This window comes from [Clostridium] symbiosum ATCC 14940 (assembly GCF_000466485.1).
In the GTDB taxonomy this organism is placed as follows: domain Bacteria; phylum Bacillota; class Clostridia; order Lachnospirales; family Lachnospiraceae; genus Otoolea; species Otoolea symbiosa.
This window is the reverse complement of record NZ_KE993028.1, coordinates 11266-33287: the sequence shown is the minus strand read 5'-3', so window position 1 is coordinate 33287 and position 22022 is coordinate 11266. Positions and strand designations below refer to the sequence as shown.

Sequence of the window (22022 nt, the reverse complement as noted above, 5' to 3'; positions counted from 1 at the left end):
TTCATAATATCGAGCTGATTTAAGTATCAGCTCTCCTCCCTTTTTCAAATATCAAAAAGCCTCTCACTGCTGGAGAGGCTTTTTTGTTGTAGTCGGTGACCTGTGCGCGCAGCGTGCAGATTATCGTTTGGTCTGGCTTTCGAGTCTTTATCTTTTCTTATCTTTTTCTCCTATTTCTCAACGGCGCCTTCACTTCTCTTGATAAAAGCAGAATGCCAATCAGGTTCGGAACCGCCATCAGTCCGTTAAATACGTCGGACAGGTTCCAGACCAGCTCCAGCTTCGCCACACATCCGAAAAACACCGCATTGAGATATACGAATCCGTAAAAGCAGAGAAACACCTTTCCTGCGCCGGTATGCTCCGTCAGATAGGCGACTGCCTGCCTGCCGAGGTAAAACCATGCAATGATGGTGGCAAAAGCAAACAGGGCCATAGATATAGCTGTCAGATAGCCCCCCGCCGCACCAAAACACTGGGAGAAACAGGCGGCGATCATCGCGCTTCCGTCCGTCTGCCCGTCTGCGTAAAACATGCCTCCCGCCGCACCGCTTTTTCCGGCAATACAGAGAATTACAAGGGCCGTCAATGTGCAGCTGATGATTGTATCGAAAAACACTTCAAATATAGCCCACATTCCCTGTTCTTCGGCCGTTGTCTCCCCGGCCGCGCCGTGCAGCACCGCCAGGCTTCCCAATCCGGCTTCATTGGAGAATACCCCTCTTGCCACACCGTAGCGCAGCGCTTTTGACATTCCGTACCCTGCTGCCCCTCCGGCGGCGCTCTTAAAGTTAAATGCCTCCCGCACAATCTCGCTGAACACACCCGGCACTTTATCATAGCAGCTGAAAATCACAATACCGCATAAAAACATGTAAAGGCAGGCCGAAAATGGTACCAGCCTACTGGCAGCCTCCGATATTCTTCCGATTCCGCCGAAAACCACCGCCATCGTGAGAACCGTTACCGCAAGCCCGGTAATCAGGGGCGGCAGGGAAAATGCATAGGTAAAGCTGTCTGAAATCGAATTGGCCTGAACCATGCTCCCCATCCCCAATGACGCCAGGACACAGAAGAACGCATAGAGCAGCCCTATACCTCGGCTTTTTAAGCCCTGCTCCAGATATACAAAAGGACCGCAGATATACTGTCCGTCCATCCCCCTGTATCTGTATCTGATTCCAAGATACGTCTCTCCATAGGCTGCCGCCATCCCGACAAAGGCAGACACCCACATCCAGAATACTGCGCCGGGACCGCCCGCAGCGATAGCCGTCGCCACTCCGGCAATGTTTCCCGTTCCCACGGTCGCCGCCAGGGCCGTACATGCCGTCGCAATTTGTGATTTTGCCTCTTCATCCCTGTTTCCAAGCGTTCCTGCCGTAGATTTCCACCAGTACCTGAAATGAAAAATCTGAAATCCCTTTAATTTGAACGTATAAAAGATTCCCGTTCCTAAAAATAACAATAAAAGCCATGGTCCCCATACGAGATCATGGATCACCTTTACACTCTCCATCCTGCCGCCGCTAATTTTCCATTCTCTGTATCTTTTTATTCTTCTTTCCAGCTCCTTATGCACAAACTCTATCGCAATCCGTTAAGGAATGTGGTATACTATGAATACTTAGCAAAATGTGAAAGACGCAATCCACTGCTTTTCACTCACCGCGAATAATTGAAAATAAAAATGGAAGAGGGTATTATCATGCCAGGTTTTACTACCCATTATATATTCGGAATGAAAGCATACAATGATATGCCGAACTCTCAGTTAAAGCATATCGTAGCCAAATACCGCTGGCTTTACCAGCTCGGCCTCCAGGGCCCCGACATTTTCTTTTACAACATTCCCATTCTCCGTCATCAGGATTACAGGAATGTCGGTTCTCACATGCATGAACATCAGGTCAGCCAGTTTTTCGACTGCTGCCTGCGCCATATCGGCCTGATCAGCTCGAGACAGCAGAAAGAAGAAGCTGTCGCCTACCTTGCCGGTTTTATTAACCATTATATTGCCGACTCTATCTGCCATCCCTTTATCTACGGCAGGATCGGCTATGACATTAATGAACCCTCGACGAAGAACCACGGCCTGCATGCGGCTCTGGAAAATGAGCTGGATGCCATCCTGCTGTGGAAATATAAAAAGAAAAAACCGTCCGAATTCAATCAGACGGCCAGTATCTGTTTAAACGGCCAGGAGCTTCAATTTATTTCCCATTTCCTGGCATCCTGTATCAATGAAACTTATTACCCAATCACATACCGCAATAATTTCCAGGTGACACCGGCCATGGTTCACCGTTCCGTCTGGGCCATCCGTTTCGGCTGCCGCACCCTGGCCGATAAATCGGGAAGGAAGAAAAACAGCATTGAATTTGTTGAATCCCTGTTTTTAAAGCAGCCGGTTGCCTCCGCAAAGCTGGTGACCGATACGATATCCAATTACCGCAACAGCTGCAACCTGGATCACCAGCCCTGGTGCAACCCCTGGAAACGTTCCCTGGCCTCCACAGCTTCATTCGTGGATCTGTTCCATCAGACACTGGCCAAGTGCAGCAATGTCTATTATCTGTTAAATAACTGCATTACAAGCCCTGTTTCACTTGATAAACAGGATCTTTCCCTTTTGATGAATGAACTCGGCAACTATTCGTACCACAGCGGCCTGCCTGTTTCCTGAAACAGGCGGGTCTTTTTTGCGTACTCCCTGCACGATCCTGCACAGAGCGTGCAGGTTATCGTTTCATAGGACAGACTTCCTGTAAAACGGAAAAAACAGGACGGATATCCGGCTCATACCCGGTTACCCATCCTGTTTTAATTCTTACCTGCTTTGCCCTGCATTTGCAGGACGCTTATTTGCTAATTCAATTACTTAACGGCTGCTATTCAGCCGCCTGTGTGCCGCCGCTCTCCTGAGCCGCCAGGTTCTTTTCCAGCTCCGCCGTATCAGGAAGGACAAAATCTACGCCCGCTCCAAAATTGCCGCTGATAAACCAGGTTTCCTCGTCATCCTGTGTACTTTCAGGTGCAATTCCAAACGAAAGTGCGTAATTCTTCCAGAGGCCGCCATACGAATCATCACTCGATGTCTCAATCGAGAAATCCTGGGTAGCCACTACGTCATTAAATCCTTTAATCAGATTATCCGAATAAGTTCTGATTTCGCTGGCCGGAAAATCATCTGATACCACCCACACCAGCATGACTTCTTTCTTCTGCGGTTCCAGAAGGAAATGGAAATCTTTGCTGTACGGATATGCACCAGTATCCTCGAAGACACTCTCTGCATCTGCACTTACCTGAGTCCAGTCAATCTCTATATCATCCTGAATATCGAAATTAGGATCCGCAATCTTTGTCTCAGATTCCGGGTTTACAATATTGCTCTGTGTACATCCACTGAGAAGAACCATGCACGCTGCTAACACTAAAAATCTTTTCATCAAAAGTATACCTCCTTGCGCCGCATGGCTATTATATAATATACTTGTTCATTTTTGTAGTCATTTTTGAAAAATTCAAAAAATCTTCATATTTTCCAAACATTTGTTAAGAAATAAGTATTTTCAAGGGTTTCCAGCCTTTGCATATCACTTCTTCCAAAAAGTCCCCGATCTGACACATCACATATTTTTTATGCCATAAATACCGCCGTTTTCCGGTTGGTTATTTAGCCGGAAAACGGCGGTACTCATCATTCTGCGGATACCGCATATGACTCTACGGCAGGGTTATCAGTTTTTCCGGGTTCTGCTTCATCATTACCGCCAGCTCCTGCTCTGTAATCCCCTGTTTTAAAAGAGCTTCGGCAAATTGAAGCATTCCCTCGTCGCTGTAGGGCGCATCCGTCTGCCCGAGATCGCTTGTCAGTATCACATGCCCGCAGCCTACGGCACGGATTTGCCGTGCTATTTCTTCTATCGTGCTGCGTCGGAAAAAAACGTTGTTGAAGCTATGTTCAATCATTGCCCCCATTGCGGCGGCTTCTCTCTGCTGTTCTATACTGTAATTCAGCGCCGGATGTTCCACATGGGTTACCATCATCCGTTCGATTCCGAGACGTTTGCCTTCTCTCAGCAGAGCAAGCCCTTCGTCGGCGTTCAGGTGTCCGGTCCCCAGCGTCAGCTGATAACGGGCTGCGGTCTCCAGCACCCTGACGGTCTCCGCCGACAGTTTCCCGTCCGCTCCCGAGGCCGTCAGAAAATGAGACGGCACTTGTGACGTTTTTTTCTTATACTGCTGAAACGAACGGGCGTCCATGGTGGGAAACCAGAGCATTCTGCCGCCCATCTGTCCGAACCGCTCCACGGCTTCCGGATTAATTCCCCCGACACTGCGGTTCAGAACAAGTCCTCCAACAATTTTCATCTGCGGAAAACGCTCCTGTAACAGAGCCGCTCTGGCCGCCGTCTCAAAATAATGGCACTTAATGGCGCATCCCTTCATACCGGCAGCCTCGAGCCGCCGGACCGTTTCCTCGTCTGTACACTTTCTCGGAATTACATCCGGCGCAGTATGAATATGTAAATCGTAGGTTCCTGACAGCAGTTCATGGACCATCGTTTCCACCTCTTTCTAAAATGGCATTACAATTGGAATTAAGCATATAACAACAAGATAAGTAAGCAATACCATCGGTATGCCGACCTTGACAAAATCCATAAATTTGTAATTTGTCCAGCCCACCGCCAGCATATTCTGCGGAGCGGCAAATGGAGTCGCATACGATGCCGCCCCGGCCAACGTTACGATGCCGACGCCGCTGTTCTGAAGTCCTGCGGACAGCGCCGACAGAGATCCCATCAGAAATGCACAGTTCCAGTCAATCGATCGGGAGGCCTCCTGAACCGTCATGCATCTTGTTCCGACAATCACCAGCGCACCAATCACCGCCGCAATATGCATCGGAACTGCATCCGGACTGATGGCGATCACAAGCAATACGACAAACAGCGTGGTACAGGATATAACTGCCTTTCTTTTATCCAGTTGTTTTTTCTCTGTCTGGGCAAATTCTGGAATATAACCGGTATCTCTAAGCATTTTGGAACCAAAAAATGCGAAGTAAAGGCTGCCCAGCACACAAACGCCCAGACCGAACGGCGTTATATCAAATAAACGGAAACTTTCATAACCTTGTCCCACCATCAGACTGTTTGCAAATACATTGGAGGGAACTCCCACCAGCGTATTAAAACCTCCCAGCTGCGCCCCAAACAAAAGCGCCAGCAGAGCTTTAGACGGCGCAATACCGGCTGACAGGCACATAGCCGTGACGAGCGGGGCCAGCGCAGTCATAACGCCAATGTTTGTGCATACAGAACTAAGGGCACAGGATGCGATCATCGTAACCAGAATCGCCTTTTTCTCACTGTTCCCTGTAAACTTAGACATCTTTTCCCCTATTACCTCACTGATTCCGGAGTGAAACAGCGAGGAACCGATTATCATCATAGCGATCATTAAGACAATCGTGTTGGTATTATAGCTGACAAACACATCCTCCATCTTGATCAGTCCCGTAAACGCATAAAGGATCGATGCCGTAACTGCGGAAACCACCAGCGGGACCGGTTCAAAGATAAAGCATAATATGGTGACGCCAAGAATGATTAAAGCGATAGCCATTTGACTCATAAAATTCTCCCTCCAAGCTGAAATTCAAGCATTTCGATACAACCTTCCATTCCTATAAATTATAGATTTCCAAATCTGCGCGCCGACTTTTCTGAGCTAATATTAGCATAGCTGTTATACAATTGTCTAACAGGATTTTTTTCCTGTTTCGACAATATTTATGTTGTTTCACCATGCAAAAAACGATAACCTGCGGGCTTTTCGTACAGGTTACCGTCCTCAAGCAATAGAGCGCTGTCTTCCGTATGATTCTTTATATTCCGGACATTATATCATATCCCGCATTTCAGGTATCACAAATTTTGGAGTGCGCCCAGAAAAGAAATCGTCGATCGCCTCGGCACAGGAAACAGAGGATCTGGCCGCGGCCTCCTTTGTCGCTCCGCCGATATGCGGCGCTGTCAGTACGTTTTCCATCTTTAACAATGGGTTTTCCTGGTCAAGCGGCTCCTTTTCCAATACATCTAATCCTGCGCCCGCTATTTTTTTAGCTTCCAGCGCCCGGATTAATGCCGGCTCATCCACAATCGAACCGCGCGCCGTATTAATCAGGTAAGCGGTGTCCTTCATCAGCTCAAATTCCCTGTCACTGATGCTGTGTATCGTATCCTTTGCGGCCGGTACATGCACGGATACATAATCACTGTTTTTGAATATGTCATCCCGCTCAGAGACTATCTGAAGGTATTCCGGCGCCTCCCCTTTAAAAAACGGATCGTAAGCGATCACTTTCATGTCAAAGCCGTAAAATGCCTTTTTAGCAACCAGTGCGCCGATATTTCCCACACCTATGAGGCCAAGGGTCTTTCCGCTCAATTCCGTCTTAGGGATTCCCATTTTTGCATAGCGGTAGTCTTCTATGTAATGATTTAACACCGCCTTAAAATTACGGGAACAGTAGAGCATATAGAAGATTGCAAGTTCAGCGACGGAAATGCTGTTGGCTCCTCCGGCCGTTACCACCAATACCTTACTTTCCCTGGCCGCATCCAAATCGATGCCGTCATATCCTGCTCCATGGCGCGCCAGTATCTTTAATTTTGGCGCCGCATTCAGTATATTGCGTGTAATTTTAGCAGTTCTCACTATCATAGCATCGCAATCCCGTATATCTTCAATGATATCCTGCTCTGTAAATCCTCTTCCATCCACAATCTCATAGCCGTGCTGACGCAGATACTCATATCCTTCCGGTAAAATTGGCTGCGGTAATAATACTTTATAACTCATTTTTCTCTCCTTTTCTTATCAGTCTATTTCATAAAACGCCTCCGGATCCTGGTATAAAGCTCCATCATGATCCGGCAGCACTGAGAGGACGACAGCGTCCCCTTAAAGGAGTCCGGCATTAAAATATATTTCCGCCTGCTCATAGGTTGACGACATTGACGGCGTTACCGTCAATAAACGCGCCGAGATTAGCTGCGGCGATATCCATCAGACGGCTTCTGCTTTCCCTGGATGCCCAGGAAATATGGGGAGTAATAATGCAGTTCTTCGCCTTGAGCAAAATATTATCTTCTCTGATTGGTTCGGAGGAAACCACATCCAAACCTGCTGCAAAAACTTTACCGGATTCAAGTGCGTCATACAAATCCTGTTCCACAATTAAAGGGCCGCGGGAATTGTTGATAATAATAACACCGTCCTTCATTTTCGCTATATTATCCCTGCAGATAATTCCCTCTGTTTCGGGAAACAGCGGACAGTGAAGGGCAATGACGTCGGCCTTTTCAAAAAGCTGATCCAGTGAAACGTATTCCCCGATTCCATGTCCTGTTTCGTTCGGATACTCATCATAAGCCAGCACCTTCATTCCCAATGCCTTTGCGATCGCCCCGGTCGCCTGGCCGATACGGCCGAAACCGATGATTCCCATTGTCTTACCCATCAGTTCAATCAAAGGGTAATCCCAGAAACACCAGTCGGGACAATTCTGCCAGCGTCCGTCATGCACCGCCTTATCGTGATGCCCGATATGATGGCAGATTTCCAGCAGTAGGGCAATGGCAAACTGCCCCACGGCCGCGGTCCCATAGGTGGGGATATTGCAGACAGGGATTCCTCTCTCTTTTGCGGCATCTGTGTCCACCACGTTATATCCTGTTGCTAAAACACCAATATATTGTATATCAGGACAGGCGTTAAGCGTTTCGCGGGTAATCGGCGTTTTATTCGTAATTACCGCCTGAGCGTCACCGATCCGATTTATAATTTCCTCTTCCTCTGTGCGATCATATACAGTCACTTCACCGAACTGCCAAAACCCTTCCCAGGAAAGGTCGCCAGGGTTTTCCGTATAACCATCGAGTACAACAATTTTCATGGCATTCTCCCGTTATAATCCTCTGTTTTTGTCTGCTGTCCAAAGCCCGCCTCTGCCTGGCTCAATCAGCAGGGATATCATTCCGGCAGATTGGGCCAATGCATTATCAGGCTTATTGTCATGCTTCGTAAGCAGCGTCGATAAACTCAAATCCATGATCCAGAAGCGCCTTGTCCACCCAATCCCGGTTAGAAGTTCCTTCTCTTACGGCGATCAGTTTCTTCTCATCGGCTTCCTGGAACTTCTGGGCATCCTTTAAAATCTGCGGAGCATCATTTCGCGGAATCACTACCACGCCGTCCGGATCGCCCAGAATAATATCGCCCGGGTTTACGCTGATCTCGCCGCAGCTGACGGGAACGTTGATTTCACCAGGGCCTTCTTTATAGGGGCCTCCCGGAGTTGTTCCTGTACAGTATACCGGAAAATCCCACTTTCCTATCTCATCAATGTCACGGATTGGGCCGTCCAGTATGATTCCGGAAACCTTTTTTACGAGCATGAGATAGGCCATCATAATTTCTCCCATCAACGCTCTCGTTGTATCGCCCTCATTGGAAACAACCAGCACATCTCCCTCATTGCAGTGATTCAGCGCGCCATGAAGCGCCAGATTATCACCTGCCCTGAGTTTCACGGTAAAGGCCGGTCCGGCCATCATCTGCGCCTTAGGACTGCTGACCAGATGAATACGGGGATTCATCGCGCAGTTCCGTCCCATTACATCCCCCACATTTGATGCGGGTATCTTCTTAAAGTCCTCGATTAATTGTGCATCCGGCAGCTTACGCTGTAAATAAATTCGCTTTCCAACTGGCATTTTTCATTCTCCCTTCAAATTATGGTTACAATGGATATTTAGCATGTAGTAATTATATCTAAATGCCTTTTTGTTTTCCAACAGAAAGTTTGTGCAAAACTTATATATATTACAAGTATTTTTGGTAGTATACTGATAACTATAGCCATCTAATATGGCAGGAGGACGCGGCCGGGACGGCCAATGTCCGGGGTGGTGGAGGTGGTTTTATGAGTCTTCAGTCCCGTCGAGCCGTATCCCGGGGAAGGAGGCAGTATCAATTACGCAGGGGACATGGGAGTCCGTCAGCACTTAGGCGGCGTCTTGTGACGCCTTAGTGCCTGCTACGCACTCCAAAGAGCGCAAGCGGTCCCCGTAGTAATTCATACTGCCGGATTCCCCCTCACGATAACTTATAAACCGGGACTGAAGACTCATAGCACCACCTCCACCATCCCGGACCCTGGCCTGCCGGCAGCGTCCTCATAACCATAAATCAATCCTGAAAGAGGAGGACTGTCCATATGAATGTTAAATATCTTGAAAGTTTTTTAGAAGTAGCGAAAGATTTGAATATGACCACCGCTGCCCAACGCCTTTACATTTCCCAGCAGACTCTCAGCTTTCAGATTCAGCGGTTAGAGCTCTATTACGGCGTCAAACTTTTTGAGCGTCAGCCGAAACTCCAGCTCACGTATGCGGGTAAACTGCTTGTAGAAGGAGCGGGGGTGATTATCAAAGAAAATGAATCACTCATTAACTCTTTTTCCGACATCAGCAGCAAGCACTCCGGCCTCCTGAGAATCGGTATTCCGGCTTACCGCGCCGCCGAATGTTTCCCTATGGTATTGCCCGATTTTCACAAACGATGGCCAAATATTTCACTGGAACTTGTGGAGGAATCCTCCGAAGAGATGTTACAGATGCTTTGCGACGGCGCTCTCGATCTGCTGATCGGAACCCCCAGCCGCTCTGAAGTGTCCGGTTTGAAAGACCGGATCGATTTTACCCTTTTACTGGAAGAAAAGAGCTATATTATCTGTTCCGATATCCTGTTAGAGCACTATTTCGGCAAGGATACGCCAAGAATAAAAGAACAGGCCGCCTGCGGTACAGATTTGCACGAATTTTCCCAGGTTCCGTTTATCCTACACAAGCCTCCCATGAGGCTCCGCCGGGTTGCCGATGAATGTTTCCACAATGCAGGCTTTAAACCCAATGTTTATATTGAATCCTCCAATACGGAGCTTATGATTTCCCTTTATCCCTGCCATCTGGGCGCTTTCTTCTGCCGGAAGTCCAGACTTCCTTCCCTGATGAAGACACTGTCGGGATGTAACGCTTTTCCTATCAAAAATGACAGTACGCTTTTACAGACTCCCATCTGTCTTATGCGCAGGAAAAACGGAAAACCGCCGGGACATGTAAATGACTTCATGATACTGATGCAAACAGCGTGGAAACACCTCGCCGATTTCCCTGTATCACCCGTTTCCGGGGCTGAATAATTTGAGGAGGGAGTCCCCACTCACGACAACCTTCCATGGGAGACTCCCTCCTCAAAGCCTCCCGATCATTTCCCCCGCTTTGCGCGTTCCTCCAGCAGGCGTTCAAATTCTTCCTGGGTACATCCGATTTCCTCCAAACGCTGCCTTCTCTTCCTCCGCCGCTCCTCCATAAGTCTGCGTTCTTCCTCTTTTCTCTTTTTGATAAAGAGAATGGAAAACCCAAGACCTGCCGCCGCAAGCACGCCGATAAGCATTATCCAGGGCGCCTGTTTCGGCAGCTTAAAGGCAAAATTCGCGGTTCCGCCCGCCTCCTTGCCGGAATCACTGTCCTGGCCTTCAGGCGCTGATTCCGGCGTTTCACCACCGGCCTGTGCCGTCTCGTCGATGGCCGCCTGCTTTGCACTGATTATGTAAACTTCTCCGACTTTCCGGTCATTATAGGTATACTCAAGAAGAGCCACGGCTCCGTCCGGATGATTCTCCGGAAGTTTAGTAACCACATTCTTGTCCGTATCGGAAAACTGCGCATCCTTAGGAACGGTAATCACTGCTTTAGGGTCAATTGAAAGGTCGGACGACTCATAGGAACTGTCCCCCAGCTCCACCGGCTGATCCCCTGTCGTATAGGAGGTCTCATTCTCAGCAATTTTGATATTTTTAAAGCGGTCGAAGCCAAAATCAAGAAGCGCCTTGGTATCCTGATAATGGGTAAACTCCGTACTCTTCATCGTCACCGCAATCAGCTTTCTGTCATCCTTAGAAGCGTAAGTAACCAGTGTCTGACCGGCAATCGAAGTAAATCCCGTCTTTCCGGCAATGGCCGCCTGATAATAGTTGGGATCTCCCTCGGTCAGCATCTTATGTTCCATCTTAATCGTCACACCGTCCGGATTATTGGCCGTAGGCGGAAGACGGTAGCTTTTGGTCGACCCAATCTCCAGAAGCACCGGATTTTCATATGCCGCTGTTCCAATCAGCGCCATGTCATATACTGTCGTGAGCTGCGTATCGTCGTTCAGTCCCGACGGATTGGCAAAATGGCTGTTCTCACAGCCCAACTCCTTCACCTTCTCATTCATCATCGCCACAAAGGCGTCGCGGCTTCCTGCCACATGCTCTGCCAGAGCGTTAGCCGACTGGTTGGACGAAGTGAGCAGCATGTGATAAAGGCAGTCTTTCACTGTCATCTTGTCCCCCGGCTCCAGCGCATTCTTGTTGCCGGCGCCCTCTTCCACGTTGTGGATAGCGTCATCGGAAAATGTAACCATATCATCCAAATTGGCATTTTCAATCACGACCAGAGCCGTTAAAAGCTTTGTTATGCTGGCCGGCGCCTTTTGAACATGGATATTCTGTCCAAAAATAACCGTTTTGGAATCCATGTCCATGACAATTCCCGCTTCCGACTGAATCCCAGTGTCGGCCGGCCAGTCCGGCTTCGCGTAGGAAGTCATGGCAGGTCCGGCAAGAATCATAATTATACTCAAGAGTAAACTCATTAATTTCTTCATAAATAATTTTCCCCAGATAATTTTCAGTTGCCCCGCACAGCCCCAAATCCCACAGGGCTGTGAGTTGTGACAGTCATTCTTTTCTTTCACCATCATATCATGTTTCATCCCGCTTCGCCCTGTCAATATTTTCTAACGGCCCGCAGCCGCTGCCTGAAGGAATGTTTTCCGTATCTTTGACAATATAAATCGGCCGGTCTTTCAGTTCCGTAAACAGGATTGCAATATATTCCCCGATAATCCCCACAACGACAAACAGCATGGCGAACATAAAACAGAGAAGGACCACTATCGTGGCATATCCATTAGGCGTACCATGCACGGCCCACTCGTAAATTGTGTCAACCATTACGATAAGTCCCAGAAAACCTACAAACATTCCGGAATAAATTCCCAGCTTCAGCGGCAGATCCGAAAAACAGAGGATCGTGTTAATCGAAAATTTAAACAGCTTTCTCAGACTGTATTTACTTTCCCCAGCCACCCTCGGCCTGGCTTCGTATTCTATATTGCATCTGTTAAACCCAATATTCTGTACGTATCCCCTCAGAAAACGTACCTTTTCCCGGTAATTTTCCCTGAGTACCTTCGCCGCCGGCTCAGTCATTGCAAAAAAATCCGAAGCATTGGCCTCCAGCTTCACATCGGATATCTTATTAATCAGTTTATAGAATGCGGAGGAGGTTAAATTTTTTATGAATCCGGCCGACCTGTTTCTGGTGCGGACCATATTGATCACCTCATACCCCTCCTCAAATCCGGCAATAATCTGCTCCACACATTCCGGAGGATGCTGCAAATCTGCGTCCATACATACAAGGCCGTCTCCCGTGCTGTAATCAAGTCCGGCCAGCATGGCCGCCTCATGACCGAAATTTCTGGAAAAGTTGATCACCTTGACCTTGGAATTCTCCTCTGCAAACCGTCTTAAAATAGACAGGGAACCGTCCGCGCTTCCGTCATTCACAAAGATCAGCTCGTAATCCCAGCTTAAAGCCTCGAACACCGGACATGATACACGGTAGAATTCCTCCAGTGCCTCCTCCTCATTGTAGACAGAAATAATAATTGAAATTTTTTTCATTGTTTTGTCATTTCTCCTGGTCATATATCTGTATCTCAATTGTCGAATGGGCCGGAACCCTTTTCTCCGGCGGCGGCAGCTTTCTGTAATCGCCGTAGATTAACTCCAGCACATGTGTAAATCCAATCGGCGCCATCAGTTCCAAATCTTCAAACTCCATATCAAGCGTCTTCTCGCACCACTCGCCTTCCAGCGTTACATACAGGTAATCCGGCTGGTAATTACTGTAATACCAGCGCTTTGTCTTTTTGTCCGCATCCTTCATCGCGGCCAGACGCTGGAGTTTGAATAAAACAGGCATCGGGATCAGACGCCCCGCCGTGGCAAGGACGCCCACCCGGATCTTGTCCGCCAGGCTGTATTTTGAAAAATCGAGGCCGTTCCTGTGGGCCATAGCCATGCCGTAAATAACCTTCTGCATGAATTTTGCCCGGGCGGCCGCTCCTTTTCCATCGGGGAGCCGATCCAGAATAAATAAATCCACCCACAGATGATTCAGCTTCCCGTCGTAAAAACGCATCTGCTCATTATCCTCGTGTACCCGGCTGTTTTCGTAGATAATCCTGGTTGTAAAATCATAAAACACCTTACCGCCCCTGATCTCTTCCGGCCGCAGCACCGACATTCCGTCAGGCAGCTCCCTGGGAGCCACCTTCATGAACATCTCAAAGTTCTGTCTTGTAAATACCACATCCACGTCGTCGTCCCATGGAATAAAGCCCTGATGACGTACCGCTCCCAAAAGGGTGCCCGAATCCATCATATAGTTGATTTTATACTTCCTGCAGATGCGGTCAATTTCCTTTAATAATTTCCTGTTCGCTTCATGAACCTTTGTCAGATCATAAGTCTTTGCGGCTGTCTCCGTCACCGTTTTACGCCTCTTTTCCTGCTGTTTCGGCTGCCTCTATAAGCACCTTCGCCATATAATCAATCATTTCATCAGTCATGCCCGGATAAACGCCTACCCAGAAGGTGTCACGCATGATCCGGTCCGTATTTTCCAAAGTCCCGGCCACGCGGTATCCGCTGCCGCTCTCTCTCATCTCATCAAAGCACGGATGCTTGATCAGGTTTCCGGCGAACAGCATTCTGGTCTGCACTCCTTTTGACTCCACATAACGCACCACTTCATTCCTGTTCACACCCTCTTTGCATGTAATCAGGAAACCGAACCAGCTCGGATCGGAATTGTGACAGGGTTCCGGCAGAATATACTGATTTTCCGTCCCCTCAAGCCCCGCCTTTAAACGGGTGAAATTGTGTTTCCTGCGCTCCACAAAGGAAGGGAATTTCTCCAGCTGGGCGCAGCCCACAGCCGCCTGCAGATCGGTGGCCTTCAGATTATATCCGAAATGGGAATAAACATATTTATGATCATAGCCCAGCGGCAGTTCTCCATACTGCTTGTCGAAACGGTGGCCGCAGAGATTGTCGCAGCCGGACGGGCAGACGCAGTCTCTCCCCCAGTCGCGGAAGGAGCGGATTATCTTGTTCAGGAGGGCGTTGTCCGTGTATACGGCGCCGCCTTCTCCCATTGTCATGTGATGCGGCGGATAGAAACTGGAAGTACCGATATCCCCGATCGTACCGGTGAACTTTGTCACACCGTCAACCGTATAACGGCTTCCCAGAGCGTCGCAGTTATCCTCCACCAGCCAGAGTCCGTGTTTGTCACAGAATGCTTTCACCTCTGCCAAATCAAAGGGATTCCCCAGCGTATGGGCTATCATAACAGCCTTTGTCTTATCGGAAAGGGCGTCCTCCAGCTTCGTCACATCGATATTATACTGTGGAATCGTCACATCCACAAACACAGGGACAGCTCCATACTGAATCAGCGGTGTCACGGTTGTGGGGAAACCGGCGGCCACTGTAATCACCTCGTCTCCCCGTTTCACTCTCCGCTCCCCCAGCAGATTGGAGGTCAGAGTCATAAACGCGATCAGATTGGCTGAAGAACCGGAATTGACCAGGGAACAGTAGCGGATTCCCAGATAATCGGCCAGCCCTTTTTCGAACCGGTCCGTATAACGGCCGGAGGTCAGCCAGAATTCCAGAGCGCTGTCCACCAGATTCACCATCTCACTGCTGTCATAGACGCGGGACGCATAAGGAATTCGCTGCCCCTCTTCGAAGGGACCTTTTTTATTATGATATTTGTCACAGTAATCAGCCACCAGTTCGAGGATATGGCTGCGCGCCGCTTCCTCACCTGCTGCCGTTATCTTCTCATCAGACATCTTATTTACCTCCATGTCGGTTCTTTTCTAAAAATTCATTGATTTGCCTGTCGGTCACAGCCAGCATATCTTCCCCTGCCTGCCATGCCCTCGACCATTCAACGGTCTTTTCAACCGCCTCCTCCACGTGGAAGGCAGGCTGCCAGCCGAAGACTCTCTTGATGCGGGAGCAGTCAAGCTTCAGGAAACCTGCTTCATGAGGTCCTCCGTCATGCCGGTTAATCCAGGTCTGTCCTCCGCCCCATTTCTCACAGAACAGATCGGTAAGACGGCCCGTGTCCACACAGTCCGCATCATCCGGTCCCACATTGTAATTTCCGGCAAGAGCCGGTTCCTCCATCTGCCGCTTTGCCACCGTCATGTAGACGAAAAGCGGTTCCAGTACATGCTGGAAGGGGCGGATCGAGTATGGGTTGCGAACCGTGATCTCTTTCCCGGCCATGGCCGCCCTGATGCAGTCCGGGATAATTCGGTCGTCCGCGAAGTCTCCTCCGCCAATCACATTACCCGCCCGGCATGTAGAGACGGCACAGCGGCCGTCCTGAAAAAAGGACTGCTTATAGCTGTGTGTCACCAGTTCGGAACATGACTTGCTGTTGGAATAAGGATCATAACCGTCCAAACGGTCATTTTCCCTGTAGCCGAATTCCCACTCCTTGTTTTCATATACCTTGTCGGTGGTCACATTCACAAAGGAGCGGACAAAAGGGCACAGCCGGATACACTCCAGCACATTGACAGTTCCCATCACATTTGTCTCATAGGTATAAACCGGTTCTCTATAGGATTCCCGCACAATCGGCTGAGCCGCCAGGTGAAAGACTATCTCCGGCCGTACCCGGTCGAAAACCTCCTTCAGACGGCCTAAATCACGTATATCTCCGATGACATGATCGATTGTATTCTCCAATCCCGTTATCTCAAACATACTGGGTTGTGTGGGCGGCTTTAAACCGTATCCGGTAACCTGCGCACCGGCAAGCGTCAGCATTCTGACAAACCAGGAACCTTTAAAGCCGGTATGCCCCGTGACAAGCACCTTTTTTCCTCTGTAAAACTCCAGTAACTCCATATATTTTCCACCTCGTATTTCTGCACTGCGTGCTGCGCGTAACAGTTCAGACAGCAAGAACCGTTACTGCTGCGCTCCTTTTACCAGATCTTCCAGGGGGCGTCTCCCTCCTGCCACATATTCTCCAACTGCATTCTGTCGCGCTGGGTATCCATGCATTTCCAGAATCCGTCATGGCGGTAAACCATCAGCTGTCCGTCCCTTGCCATATTTTCCAGAGGCGCCTTCTCAAATACGGTATCATCGCCTTCTATATAATCAAAGACTCCCGGTTCCATTACCATGAAACCTCCGTTTACAATCTTCCCGTCATCATCGCTCTTTTCACGGAATTCATGAATCGCACCGTCCGCATCCACATCCAGGACGCCGAACCGCTGTCCGATATTCACTCCGCTTATCGTGGCAATCTTCCCGTGGCTCTTATGGAATTTAAGCAGAGCCTCCAGATCCACCGTAGACACGCCGTCGCCGTAGGTCAGCATAAAGGTCTCGTCACCGATATATTCGCGCACGCGTTTGATGCGTCCTCCTGTCATCGTATGAAGGCCCGTATCCACCAATGTCACCCTCCACGGTTCCGAATAATTGTTGTGAACCTCCATACTGTTGCTTACAAGGTCAAAGGTCACATCGGAGGTGTGAAGGAAATAGTCGGCAAAATACTCTTTTACCACATACTGCTTGTATCCCAGACAGATTACAAAATCATGATAGCCAAACTGGGAATAATATTTCATTATGTGCCATAAGATAGGCTGTTCTCCTATCTCCACCATCGGCTTCGGCTTTAAATGGCTTTCCTCGCTGATTCTGGTGCCGAATCCTCCTGCTAATATCACTACTTTCATGGGCGTACCCTCCTTTATTCTTCCGTGCCTCTGCATTTCCGGCGGTTCAATGGCCCTGCACCGGCTGCCATAATCTATTTGTTAGTATTCACATCTCGCCAAAAAGCAGCGTGCTGCGAACAATAACACGCTTCGCGATGCACAGAAACGGCAAAAAGCGCCGTTTCGCACCGTGTAACTCGGGATTTTCGTGTACGAAAACACCTCGCGGAACACAATCGTGTGAACAGTAATATCTATTTTCTAAAAAGATTCAGGTTGTTCTCTTCCAGAATCTTCATTGCCTTTCTCACTGAATCAGGATCATTGTGAAGATACTCCACCAGCTCCGCGTCGCCGGCCGTCCTGTAATTCATCGCCAGTTCCCTGGATATCTGAAGATAATCCTTCCGGAAAGGGGCAGTCTTCAACTCCTCCTTTGTCGTCCAGGCGTTTCCTGCAAGAATCAGGCAGGCGCCGAGACCGACAAGCACAACGGTTATTGGCCCCGGGCCTTTTTTTACGGATTTTTCAGTCTCACGGCCCAGCCGCATGACTACGGCAAACGTCAGTAATATTCCGATAATTCCCATCTGATACTGCAGCGCGTATCGGGATGTCATGCCGTAACTGTCTTTTAAGAATATCCACCGGGCCGACAGAATCAGCAGGTGGTTGAGCCCTCCGCTCAGAATCATGAGCAGCGGGAATATTGTTTTCTCATAGAGACGGTATTTCAGGTTCAGATACAGGCTGTACAGGTAAAGGAAGATAACCGCTGCTCCCAGAAGATAAACAAATGGATCACTTCCGAAAATACTTCCTTTATTTGCAAAATCCACTATCTGGTTCTGTCCCAGCACAGCCGAGGCAAACGCATTTAATAAAAAGGTGACAAAAAACAACGGATCTGCAATCAGCTGGGATATGATATTTCCGTCCGTCACCGCCCCTCTGTGTACATATACCGCATAGGAATTACTCCACAGGTACAGGGCCAGGGGAATAAGCACCGCCGCGAGGTACCCCAGATAGAGCCGGTTTATTTTCCCCTTTTTTCTATAATCTGCAGCCAGCATAACGAGATACACCAGAGTCAGCAGAGCCGAATAGCTTCCGCAGTAAGGGCCGGCCACAAACAGCGTCAGAAAAGAGGGAAGCGCCATCAGAAAGATTCTGTCCCTCCTATGGCAGTGCCCTGTTCTAACGGCCCGATCAAGAATTACATAATGGCAGATAAAACCGGACACAGCGGCGAAACAAACCCAGCCCGTCCCGTTCGTCAGCATCTCCCATTTATTCAGACTGAAGTAAACAAAAAGAATCATCAGATACCATGGGTAGGAAATTTTCTTTTCTTTGCCTGCGTAAACAGATAAAGCTGCAGCTCCCAGTCCCAATCCGAGGACACCGAGTGCCATATCGAAAAAAGTGTTATATCCCAGCAGCTTTACATTAATTATTCTTCCCAGATACGTTATCGGTACCCTGGTGAGGATATCCGGCACAAAAAATTTAGCCGGATTCCCCACATCGGGGAGATAGGAGTTAATCAGCCTGACATAATCTGAAAAAGCCACATTGTCAGCGGCAAGGCTCAGATAGTAAAAACAAAACGCGGTTCCAAGCAGTATGGGAAGTATCCAGACTGCCTTTGCCTGCACAGATGTCACTTTCACCGCTTTCTTTCTCATCGGTTCCATTTATCGGTTTCTCCTTTATTTCGGCTCCTTTTTGCTGCTCAGAATGTTCAGATACAGTTCAAACAGCTGTCTGTGCTTCTTTGCAATAACATCCAGAATAAGTCCGCTCATCCACAGCAGGAAGGATACCACATAGATGCCGGAGCATACAATGAGCGTGGGAAACTTCGCAACCAGGCCGGTGGAAAAATAGGCCTGAAGGACCGGCACGAAAAATATGGTTGCAATTATAAAGCAGAGCAGCCCCAGCCAGCCGAAAAAGGCAAACGGCTTGTAATCGCGAAACAGCCTTGCAATCGTCTTTAACACTCTGAATCCGTCTTTATACGTATTGAGCTTGGAGACACTTCCGGCAGGCCTGTCACGGTAGGTTACCGGAACCTCCAGAAGCTTGAAGTTCTTATCAAGAGCGTGAATGCTCATCTCCGTCTCGATCTCGAAGCCCTTGGACAGAATCGGGAAGCTTTTTACAAATTCATAATTAAAGGCCCTGTATCCTGTCATAATGTCTTTTATATCACTGGTAAAAATCGTGTTGATCAGGCCTCTCACCAGCCGGTTTCCCGTGTTATGGAAAGGTCTTTTATTTTCCGTGAAATAGGTGGAGGACAGTCTGTCCCCTATCACCATATCAGCCCTGCCCGACAGAATATGATTCACCATGCTCCTGGCATTTTCAGCCGGATAGGTGTCATCCCCGTCGATCATCAGATAGCATTCTGCATCAATATCGCGGAACATGCTGCGGATTACATTGCCTTTGCCCTGACGGTATTCATAGCGGACGATTGCCCCCGCCTCCCTGGCCGCCTCATCGGTATGGTCAGTGGAATTGTTGTCATAAACATAAATCACCGCTTCCGGGAGAGCCTCCCTGTAGTCTTTTACCACCTTCGCGATTGTCTGGCTCTCATTGTAACAGGGAATCAATACTGCAATCGTATCCATTCTCTTTTCCTCCTGCTTTCTGGTTACTCTTAATCATGTTTCTCTATTATCGTTTAAAACGGTGTGATCAGTAACGTTTATTTTTCTATTGCCGCACCGCTTCTTCTATCACCGGATTGACCGCCACACCGCGTTTTCCTTCAACGGATGAGGTAAAGCTTATCGTTATTGTACCGGATAGGCCGGTCAGATCAAGCTTTGTTTCCGTTTTTTGGTATTCGCAGGCTCCTGTCAAATCCACAGTTCCGGCTATCTTCGCCGTATTTCCATCGGAAGCGGTGATAAGAATCCGGAACGGATATGGATTGAGCCACCAGTCCGGATCCCCGAAAATAGCAGTCATCTTATAATGGTCGGAATTCTTTTCCATCTGGAATCGTCCCTGCCGGTCATCGGCATATGCATAATACCATCGGTTCTTCCGCCCGTCCGCCATGCTGAGCCTTGCCATATTAAAGGCCTGCGGGCCGGACAGCTTATCGGTCATATAAAACATATCATCTACATAATACCCTGCTTTGTTCATCCAATCAAGGTATGCATCCAATTTCTCCGCACTTTGCGGAAACATATCGTAGACACCTTTCCCTTCACGCATGAACGTTTCCACCTGCGCCAGGTATTGATCCTGATGGGCTTTCAGCTCCCCGACAATCGCATTCCGGTTGTAAACGGGAACGTCTCCGCCAATCAGGCGTGCGTAGCTTCCGTAGTCGTCCCAGGTCAGAAAGATCACATCCACCTGCTCCTTCACCGTCTGGGAAAAAATCTCCCGGTCCCTGAATATCCATCTGGCATTCTTTTTATAGCTGTCCAGGGAACTGTCCCTCATACCCCATTCGTATCCCTGCCATACCGACTTAAAACCGTACTCCACACGGCCCCCAAACGGCAGTATCAGAAGGATTCCGGCCAGTGCGGGAAGCCATCCCCCCGCATTCATCAGACGAAGATAGCAGACCGCCAGCAGAATCCCATTTAATAGAATTCCTCCCATGAAATACCTTGTATGACCGGTAGTAACGGTCCATATCATCATGGAGCTAACATATACGGCAATCAGCAGAAGTTCCCTCCGGTACTTCCCGGCCTTTTTCCTGCCTGTTTTCCGGATGCCGCCGTACAGGCCCGCCGCCAAAATCCCCGCCATCCCCAGATATCCTGCGGCTAAATCCAGATTATAGGCACAGGGAAGCTCACTGAGCCTGTAATCGGGATAGCGTATCATGTACCAGGGCCAGCAAAGCACTTCTCCTGGTCCGGCCGGTCCCCAGCGCCTGTCCTTAAAATTTTCAATCGGATAATATTCCGATTGGAATATTGTATTGTAATACGGAAAAACCGGGTTTCCCGTACTGACTGTATTGTATACAAGATAAACCGTAACCGGAACCGCTCCTGCCGCCAGGCAGGACAGAAACAGAGGAACCGTGATATCCTTTCTTATCTTCCAGATATATAAAAGCACCAGCGGCACCAGATATACAATATTTGTCATCTTCATGCAGAAAAGAATTCCGCCGGTCAGGCTGAAGACAAAAGCTTCTTTCCGGACGCTCCCTTCCTCCCTCTCCCTCACCAGAAGAAACAGCATTTCCAGAAAAAAAGGGAGCGCCAGAAGCTCTACCATATAGGTTCCGCTCTGTAATATCAGGTCAAAGCGGCAGACAACAAAGAAGGCCACAAGCGACGGACGGCACAAAAGCTTCCACGCTTTATTTCCGAAGGACTCCTGAAACCATGCGAGAAATACGGTGACCTGACGGTAAATGACAAGCATTGCCGCCGCATTTAAAAGAGTTCCCATCCTCAGTCCCAGCAGGGCGCGGAACGGATAAAACATCCTGTCCCCCAGACGGAAACCGAACATCTGGAATTTTCCCGGCATAACGTGGTAATTCAAATTGTCCGTAAAACCCGGGATCTGGCTCAGCAGATGATAATTGTAAGTATCATAGCTCATATCCGGCCGGATGCCTTTGACGGCAAAGAAGCCTGCTATCAATATGCTCCCCAGTACCATATAAGCATCAATCTTAACCCGTTTCACCCTCGGAACCCCAATTACCCGCCATCCAAAAAAAACAGTAAAGGCAAGGGCTGCGGCTCTTGATATGAAGGTAACCTGGGGAATGCCCGTAAGCCAGCAAAATAAATCGAGTAATTCACAGCTCCATATTAATACCGTATACAAAAGGAAAGCATAGAACGCAAAGCTGCCTGCCCTCCAGTTACTTTTATCATTACTGCTCACAGCCCCGCTGAAAAGCGCGATTCTGTGACCAATAACCCGCTTCGCGATGCACAGAAACAGCAGGAAACGCCGTTTCGCGCCGTGTAACTCGGGATTTT

Annotated in this window: 18 protein-coding genes; 2 read left to right on the top strand and 16 right to left on the bottom strand. The window is 48.8% G+C overall.

Features of this window, described 5'->3' with window-relative positions:
• Positions 1–157 precede the first annotated feature (157 nt).
• Positions 158–1519 (bottom strand): alanine/glycine:cation symporter family protein, encoded by a 1362-nt coding sequence (locus CLOSYM_RS20165; protein ID WP_044903010.1) that lies wholly within the window; start codon positions 1517–1519, stop codon positions 158–160.
• Positions 1520–1708: 189 nt separating this feature from the next.
• Between CLOSYM_RS20165 and CLOSYM_RS20160 the strand changes: the two genes are divergently transcribed.
• The gene (locus tag CLOSYM_RS20160; protein WP_009297580.1) at positions 1709–2686 is read left to right on the top strand and encodes a zinc dependent phospholipase C family protein; all 978 of its coding nucleotides are present in this window, start codon (positions 1709–1711) and stop codon (positions 2684–2686) included.
• 205 nt (positions 2687–2891) lie between these two features.
• Here the strand turns inward: CLOSYM_RS20160 and CLOSYM_RS20155 are convergent, their stop codons facing one another.
• The 6 genes from CLOSYM_RS20155 to CLOSYM_RS20130 form a co-directional block, all read right to left on the bottom strand.
• Positions 2892–3452: a hypothetical protein gene (locus CLOSYM_RS20155; RefSeq protein ID WP_003497533.1), complete on the bottom strand. Its 561-nt coding sequence runs from the start codon at positions 3450–3452 to the stop codon at positions 2892–2894.
• Positions 3453–3729: 277 nt separating this feature from the next.
• On the bottom strand, positions 3730–4569 hold the full coding sequence (locus CLOSYM_RS20150) for a DUF6282 family protein (RefSeq protein WP_009297581.1): 840 nt from the start codon (positions 4567–4569) through the stop codon (positions 3730–3732).
• A 15-nt stretch (positions 4570–4584) separates the two neighbouring features.
• Positions 4585–5646, bottom strand: a complete 1062-nt coding sequence (locus tag CLOSYM_RS20145) for an SLC13 family permease (RefSeq protein ID WP_021643580.1) — start codon at positions 5644–5646, stop codon at positions 4585–4587.
• A 267-nt stretch (positions 5647–5913) separates the two neighbouring features.
• Positions 5914–6876, bottom strand: a complete 963-nt coding sequence (locus tag CLOSYM_RS20140) for a hydroxyacid dehydrogenase (RefSeq protein WP_021643579.1) — start codon at positions 6874–6876, stop codon at positions 5914–5916.
• 139 nt (positions 6877–7015) lie between these two features.
• Positions 7016–7972, bottom strand: a complete 957-nt coding sequence (locus CLOSYM_RS20135) for a D-2-hydroxyacid dehydrogenase (RefSeq protein ID WP_003506332.1) — start codon at positions 7970–7972, stop codon at positions 7016–7018.
• Positions 7973–8090: 118 nt separating this feature from the next.
• A complete protein-coding gene (locus tag CLOSYM_RS20130; protein ID WP_003497542.1) occupies positions 8091–8792 on the bottom strand; it encodes an RraA family protein in 702 nt (233 codons plus the stop codon).
• A gap of 503 nt (positions 8793–9295) precedes the next feature.
• Between CLOSYM_RS20130 and CLOSYM_RS20125 the strand changes: the two genes are divergently transcribed.
• Positions 9296–10279, top strand: a complete 984-nt coding sequence (locus tag CLOSYM_RS20125; RefSeq protein WP_021643577.1) for a LysR family transcriptional regulator — start codon at positions 9296–9298, stop codon at positions 10277–10279.
• 65 nt (positions 10280–10344) lie between these two features.
• Here CLOSYM_RS20125 and CLOSYM_RS20120 read toward each other — a convergent pair whose 3' ends face one another.
• The 9 genes from CLOSYM_RS20120 to CLOSYM_RS20080 all read right to left on the bottom strand — a co-directional run bounded on the left by CLOSYM_RS20120 (position 10345) and on the right by CLOSYM_RS20080 (position 21924).
• Positions 10345–11790 (bottom strand): D-alanyl-D-alanine carboxypeptidase family protein, encoded by a 1446-nt coding sequence (locus tag CLOSYM_RS20120; RefSeq protein WP_044903008.1) that lies wholly within the window; start codon positions 11788–11790, stop codon positions 10345–10347.
• Between the two features lie 97 nt (positions 11791–11887).
• Positions 11888–12874: a glycosyltransferase family 2 protein gene (locus tag CLOSYM_RS20115; RefSeq protein ID WP_003497559.1), complete on the bottom strand. Its 987-nt coding sequence runs from the start codon at positions 12872–12874 to the stop codon at positions 11888–11890.
• A 7-nt stretch (positions 12875–12881) separates the two neighbouring features.
• Complete coding sequence (locus tag CLOSYM_RS20110) at positions 12882–13745, bottom strand: LicD family protein (RefSeq protein ID WP_021643574.1); 864 nt, start codon at positions 13743–13745, stop codon at positions 12882–12884.
• Between the two features lie 4 nt (positions 13746–13749).
• Positions 13750–15117 (bottom strand): lipopolysaccharide biosynthesis protein RfbH, encoded by a 1368-nt coding sequence (gene rfbH, locus CLOSYM_RS20105; RefSeq protein WP_044903003.1) that lies wholly within the window; start codon positions 15115–15117, stop codon positions 13750–13752.
• A 1-nt stretch (position 15118) separates the two neighbouring features.
• On the bottom strand, positions 15119–16189 hold the full coding sequence (gene rfbG, locus CLOSYM_RS20100) for a CDP-glucose 4,6-dehydratase (RefSeq protein ID WP_021643572.1): 1071 nt from the start codon (positions 16187–16189) through the stop codon (positions 15119–15121).
• 80 nt (positions 16190–16269) lie between these two features.
• Entirely contained in the window at positions 16270–17040 is a 771-nt protein-coding gene (gene rfbF, locus CLOSYM_RS20095) for a glucose-1-phosphate cytidylyltransferase (RefSeq protein ID WP_003497567.1), read from the bottom strand.
• 236 nt (positions 17041–17276) lie between these two features.
• Entirely contained in the window at positions 17277–18722 is a 1446-nt protein-coding gene (locus tag CLOSYM_RS20090) for a hypothetical protein (protein WP_021643570.1), read from the bottom strand.
• 15 nt (positions 18723–18737) lie between these two features.
• The gene (locus CLOSYM_RS20085) at positions 18738–19670 is read right to left on the bottom strand and encodes a glycosyltransferase family 2 protein (protein WP_003497576.1); all 933 of its coding nucleotides are present in this window, start codon (positions 19668–19670) and stop codon (positions 18738–18740) included.
• Between the two features lie 85 nt (positions 19671–19755).
• Positions 19756–21924 (bottom strand): hypothetical protein, encoded by a 2169-nt coding sequence (locus CLOSYM_RS20080; RefSeq protein WP_044903007.1) that lies wholly within the window; start codon positions 21922–21924, stop codon positions 19756–19758.
• Positions 21925–22022 lie beyond the last annotated feature (98 nt).

Excerpts from the sequence above, each read along its gene's own strand:
- CLOSYM_RS20165 (WP_044903010.1), bottom strand. The coding sequence starts at position 1,519 with ATGGAGAGTGTAAAGGTGATCCATGATCTCGTATGGGGACCATGGCTT.
- CLOSYM_RS20160 (WP_009297580.1), top strand. The coding sequence starts at position 1,709 with ATGCCAGGTTTTACTACCCATTATATATTCGGAATGAAAGCATACAAT.
- CLOSYM_RS20155 (WP_003497533.1), bottom strand. The coding sequence starts at position 3,452 with ATGAAAAGATTTTTAGTGTTAGCAGCGTGCATGGTTCTTCTCAGTGGA.
- CLOSYM_RS20150 (WP_009297581.1), bottom strand. The coding sequence starts at position 4,569 with ATGGTCCATGAACTGCTGTCAGGAACCTACGATTTACATATTCATACT.
- CLOSYM_RS20145 (WP_021643580.1), bottom strand. The coding sequence starts at position 5,646 with ATGAGTCAAATGGCTATCGCTTTAATCATTCTTGGCGTCACCATATTA.
- CLOSYM_RS20140 (WP_021643579.1), bottom strand. The coding sequence starts at position 6,876 with ATGAGTTATAAAGTATTATTACCGCAGCCAATTTTACCGGAAGGATAT.
- CLOSYM_RS20135 (WP_003506332.1), bottom strand. The coding sequence starts at position 7,972 with ATGAAAATTGTTGTACTCGATGGTTATACGGAAAACCCTGGCGACCTT.
- CLOSYM_RS20130 (WP_003497542.1), bottom strand. The coding sequence starts at position 8,792 with ATGCCAGTTGGAAAGCGAATTTATTTACAGCGTAAGCTGCCGGATGCA.
- CLOSYM_RS20125 (WP_021643577.1), top strand. The coding sequence starts at position 9,296 with ATGAATGTTAAATATCTTGAAAGTTTTTTAGAAGTAGCGAAAGATTTG.
- CLOSYM_RS20120 (WP_044903008.1), bottom strand. The coding sequence starts at position 11,790 with ATGAAGAAATTAATGAGTTTACTCTTGAGTATAATTATGATTCTTGCC.
- CLOSYM_RS20115 (WP_003497559.1), bottom strand. The coding sequence starts at position 12,874 with ATGAAAAAAATTTCAATTATTATTTCTGTCTACAATGAGGAGGAGGCA.
- rfbH (WP_044903003.1), bottom strand. The coding sequence starts at position 15,117 with ATGTCTGATGAGAAGATAACGGCAGCAGGTGAGGAAGCGGCGCGCAGC.
- rfbG (WP_021643572.1), bottom strand. The coding sequence starts at position 16,189 with ATGGAGTTACTGGAGTTTTACAGAGGAAAAAAGGTGCTTGTCACGGGG.
- rfbF (WP_003497567.1), bottom strand. The coding sequence starts at position 17,040 with ATGAAAGTAGTGATATTAGCAGGAGGATTCGGCACCAGAATCAGCGAG.
- CLOSYM_RS20090 (WP_021643570.1), bottom strand. The coding sequence starts at position 18,722 with ATGGAACCGATGAGAAAGAAAGCGGTGAAAGTGACATCTGTGCAGGCA.
- CLOSYM_RS20085 (WP_003497576.1), bottom strand. The coding sequence starts at position 19,670 with ATGGATACGATTGCAGTATTGATTCCCTGTTACAATGAGAGCCAGACA.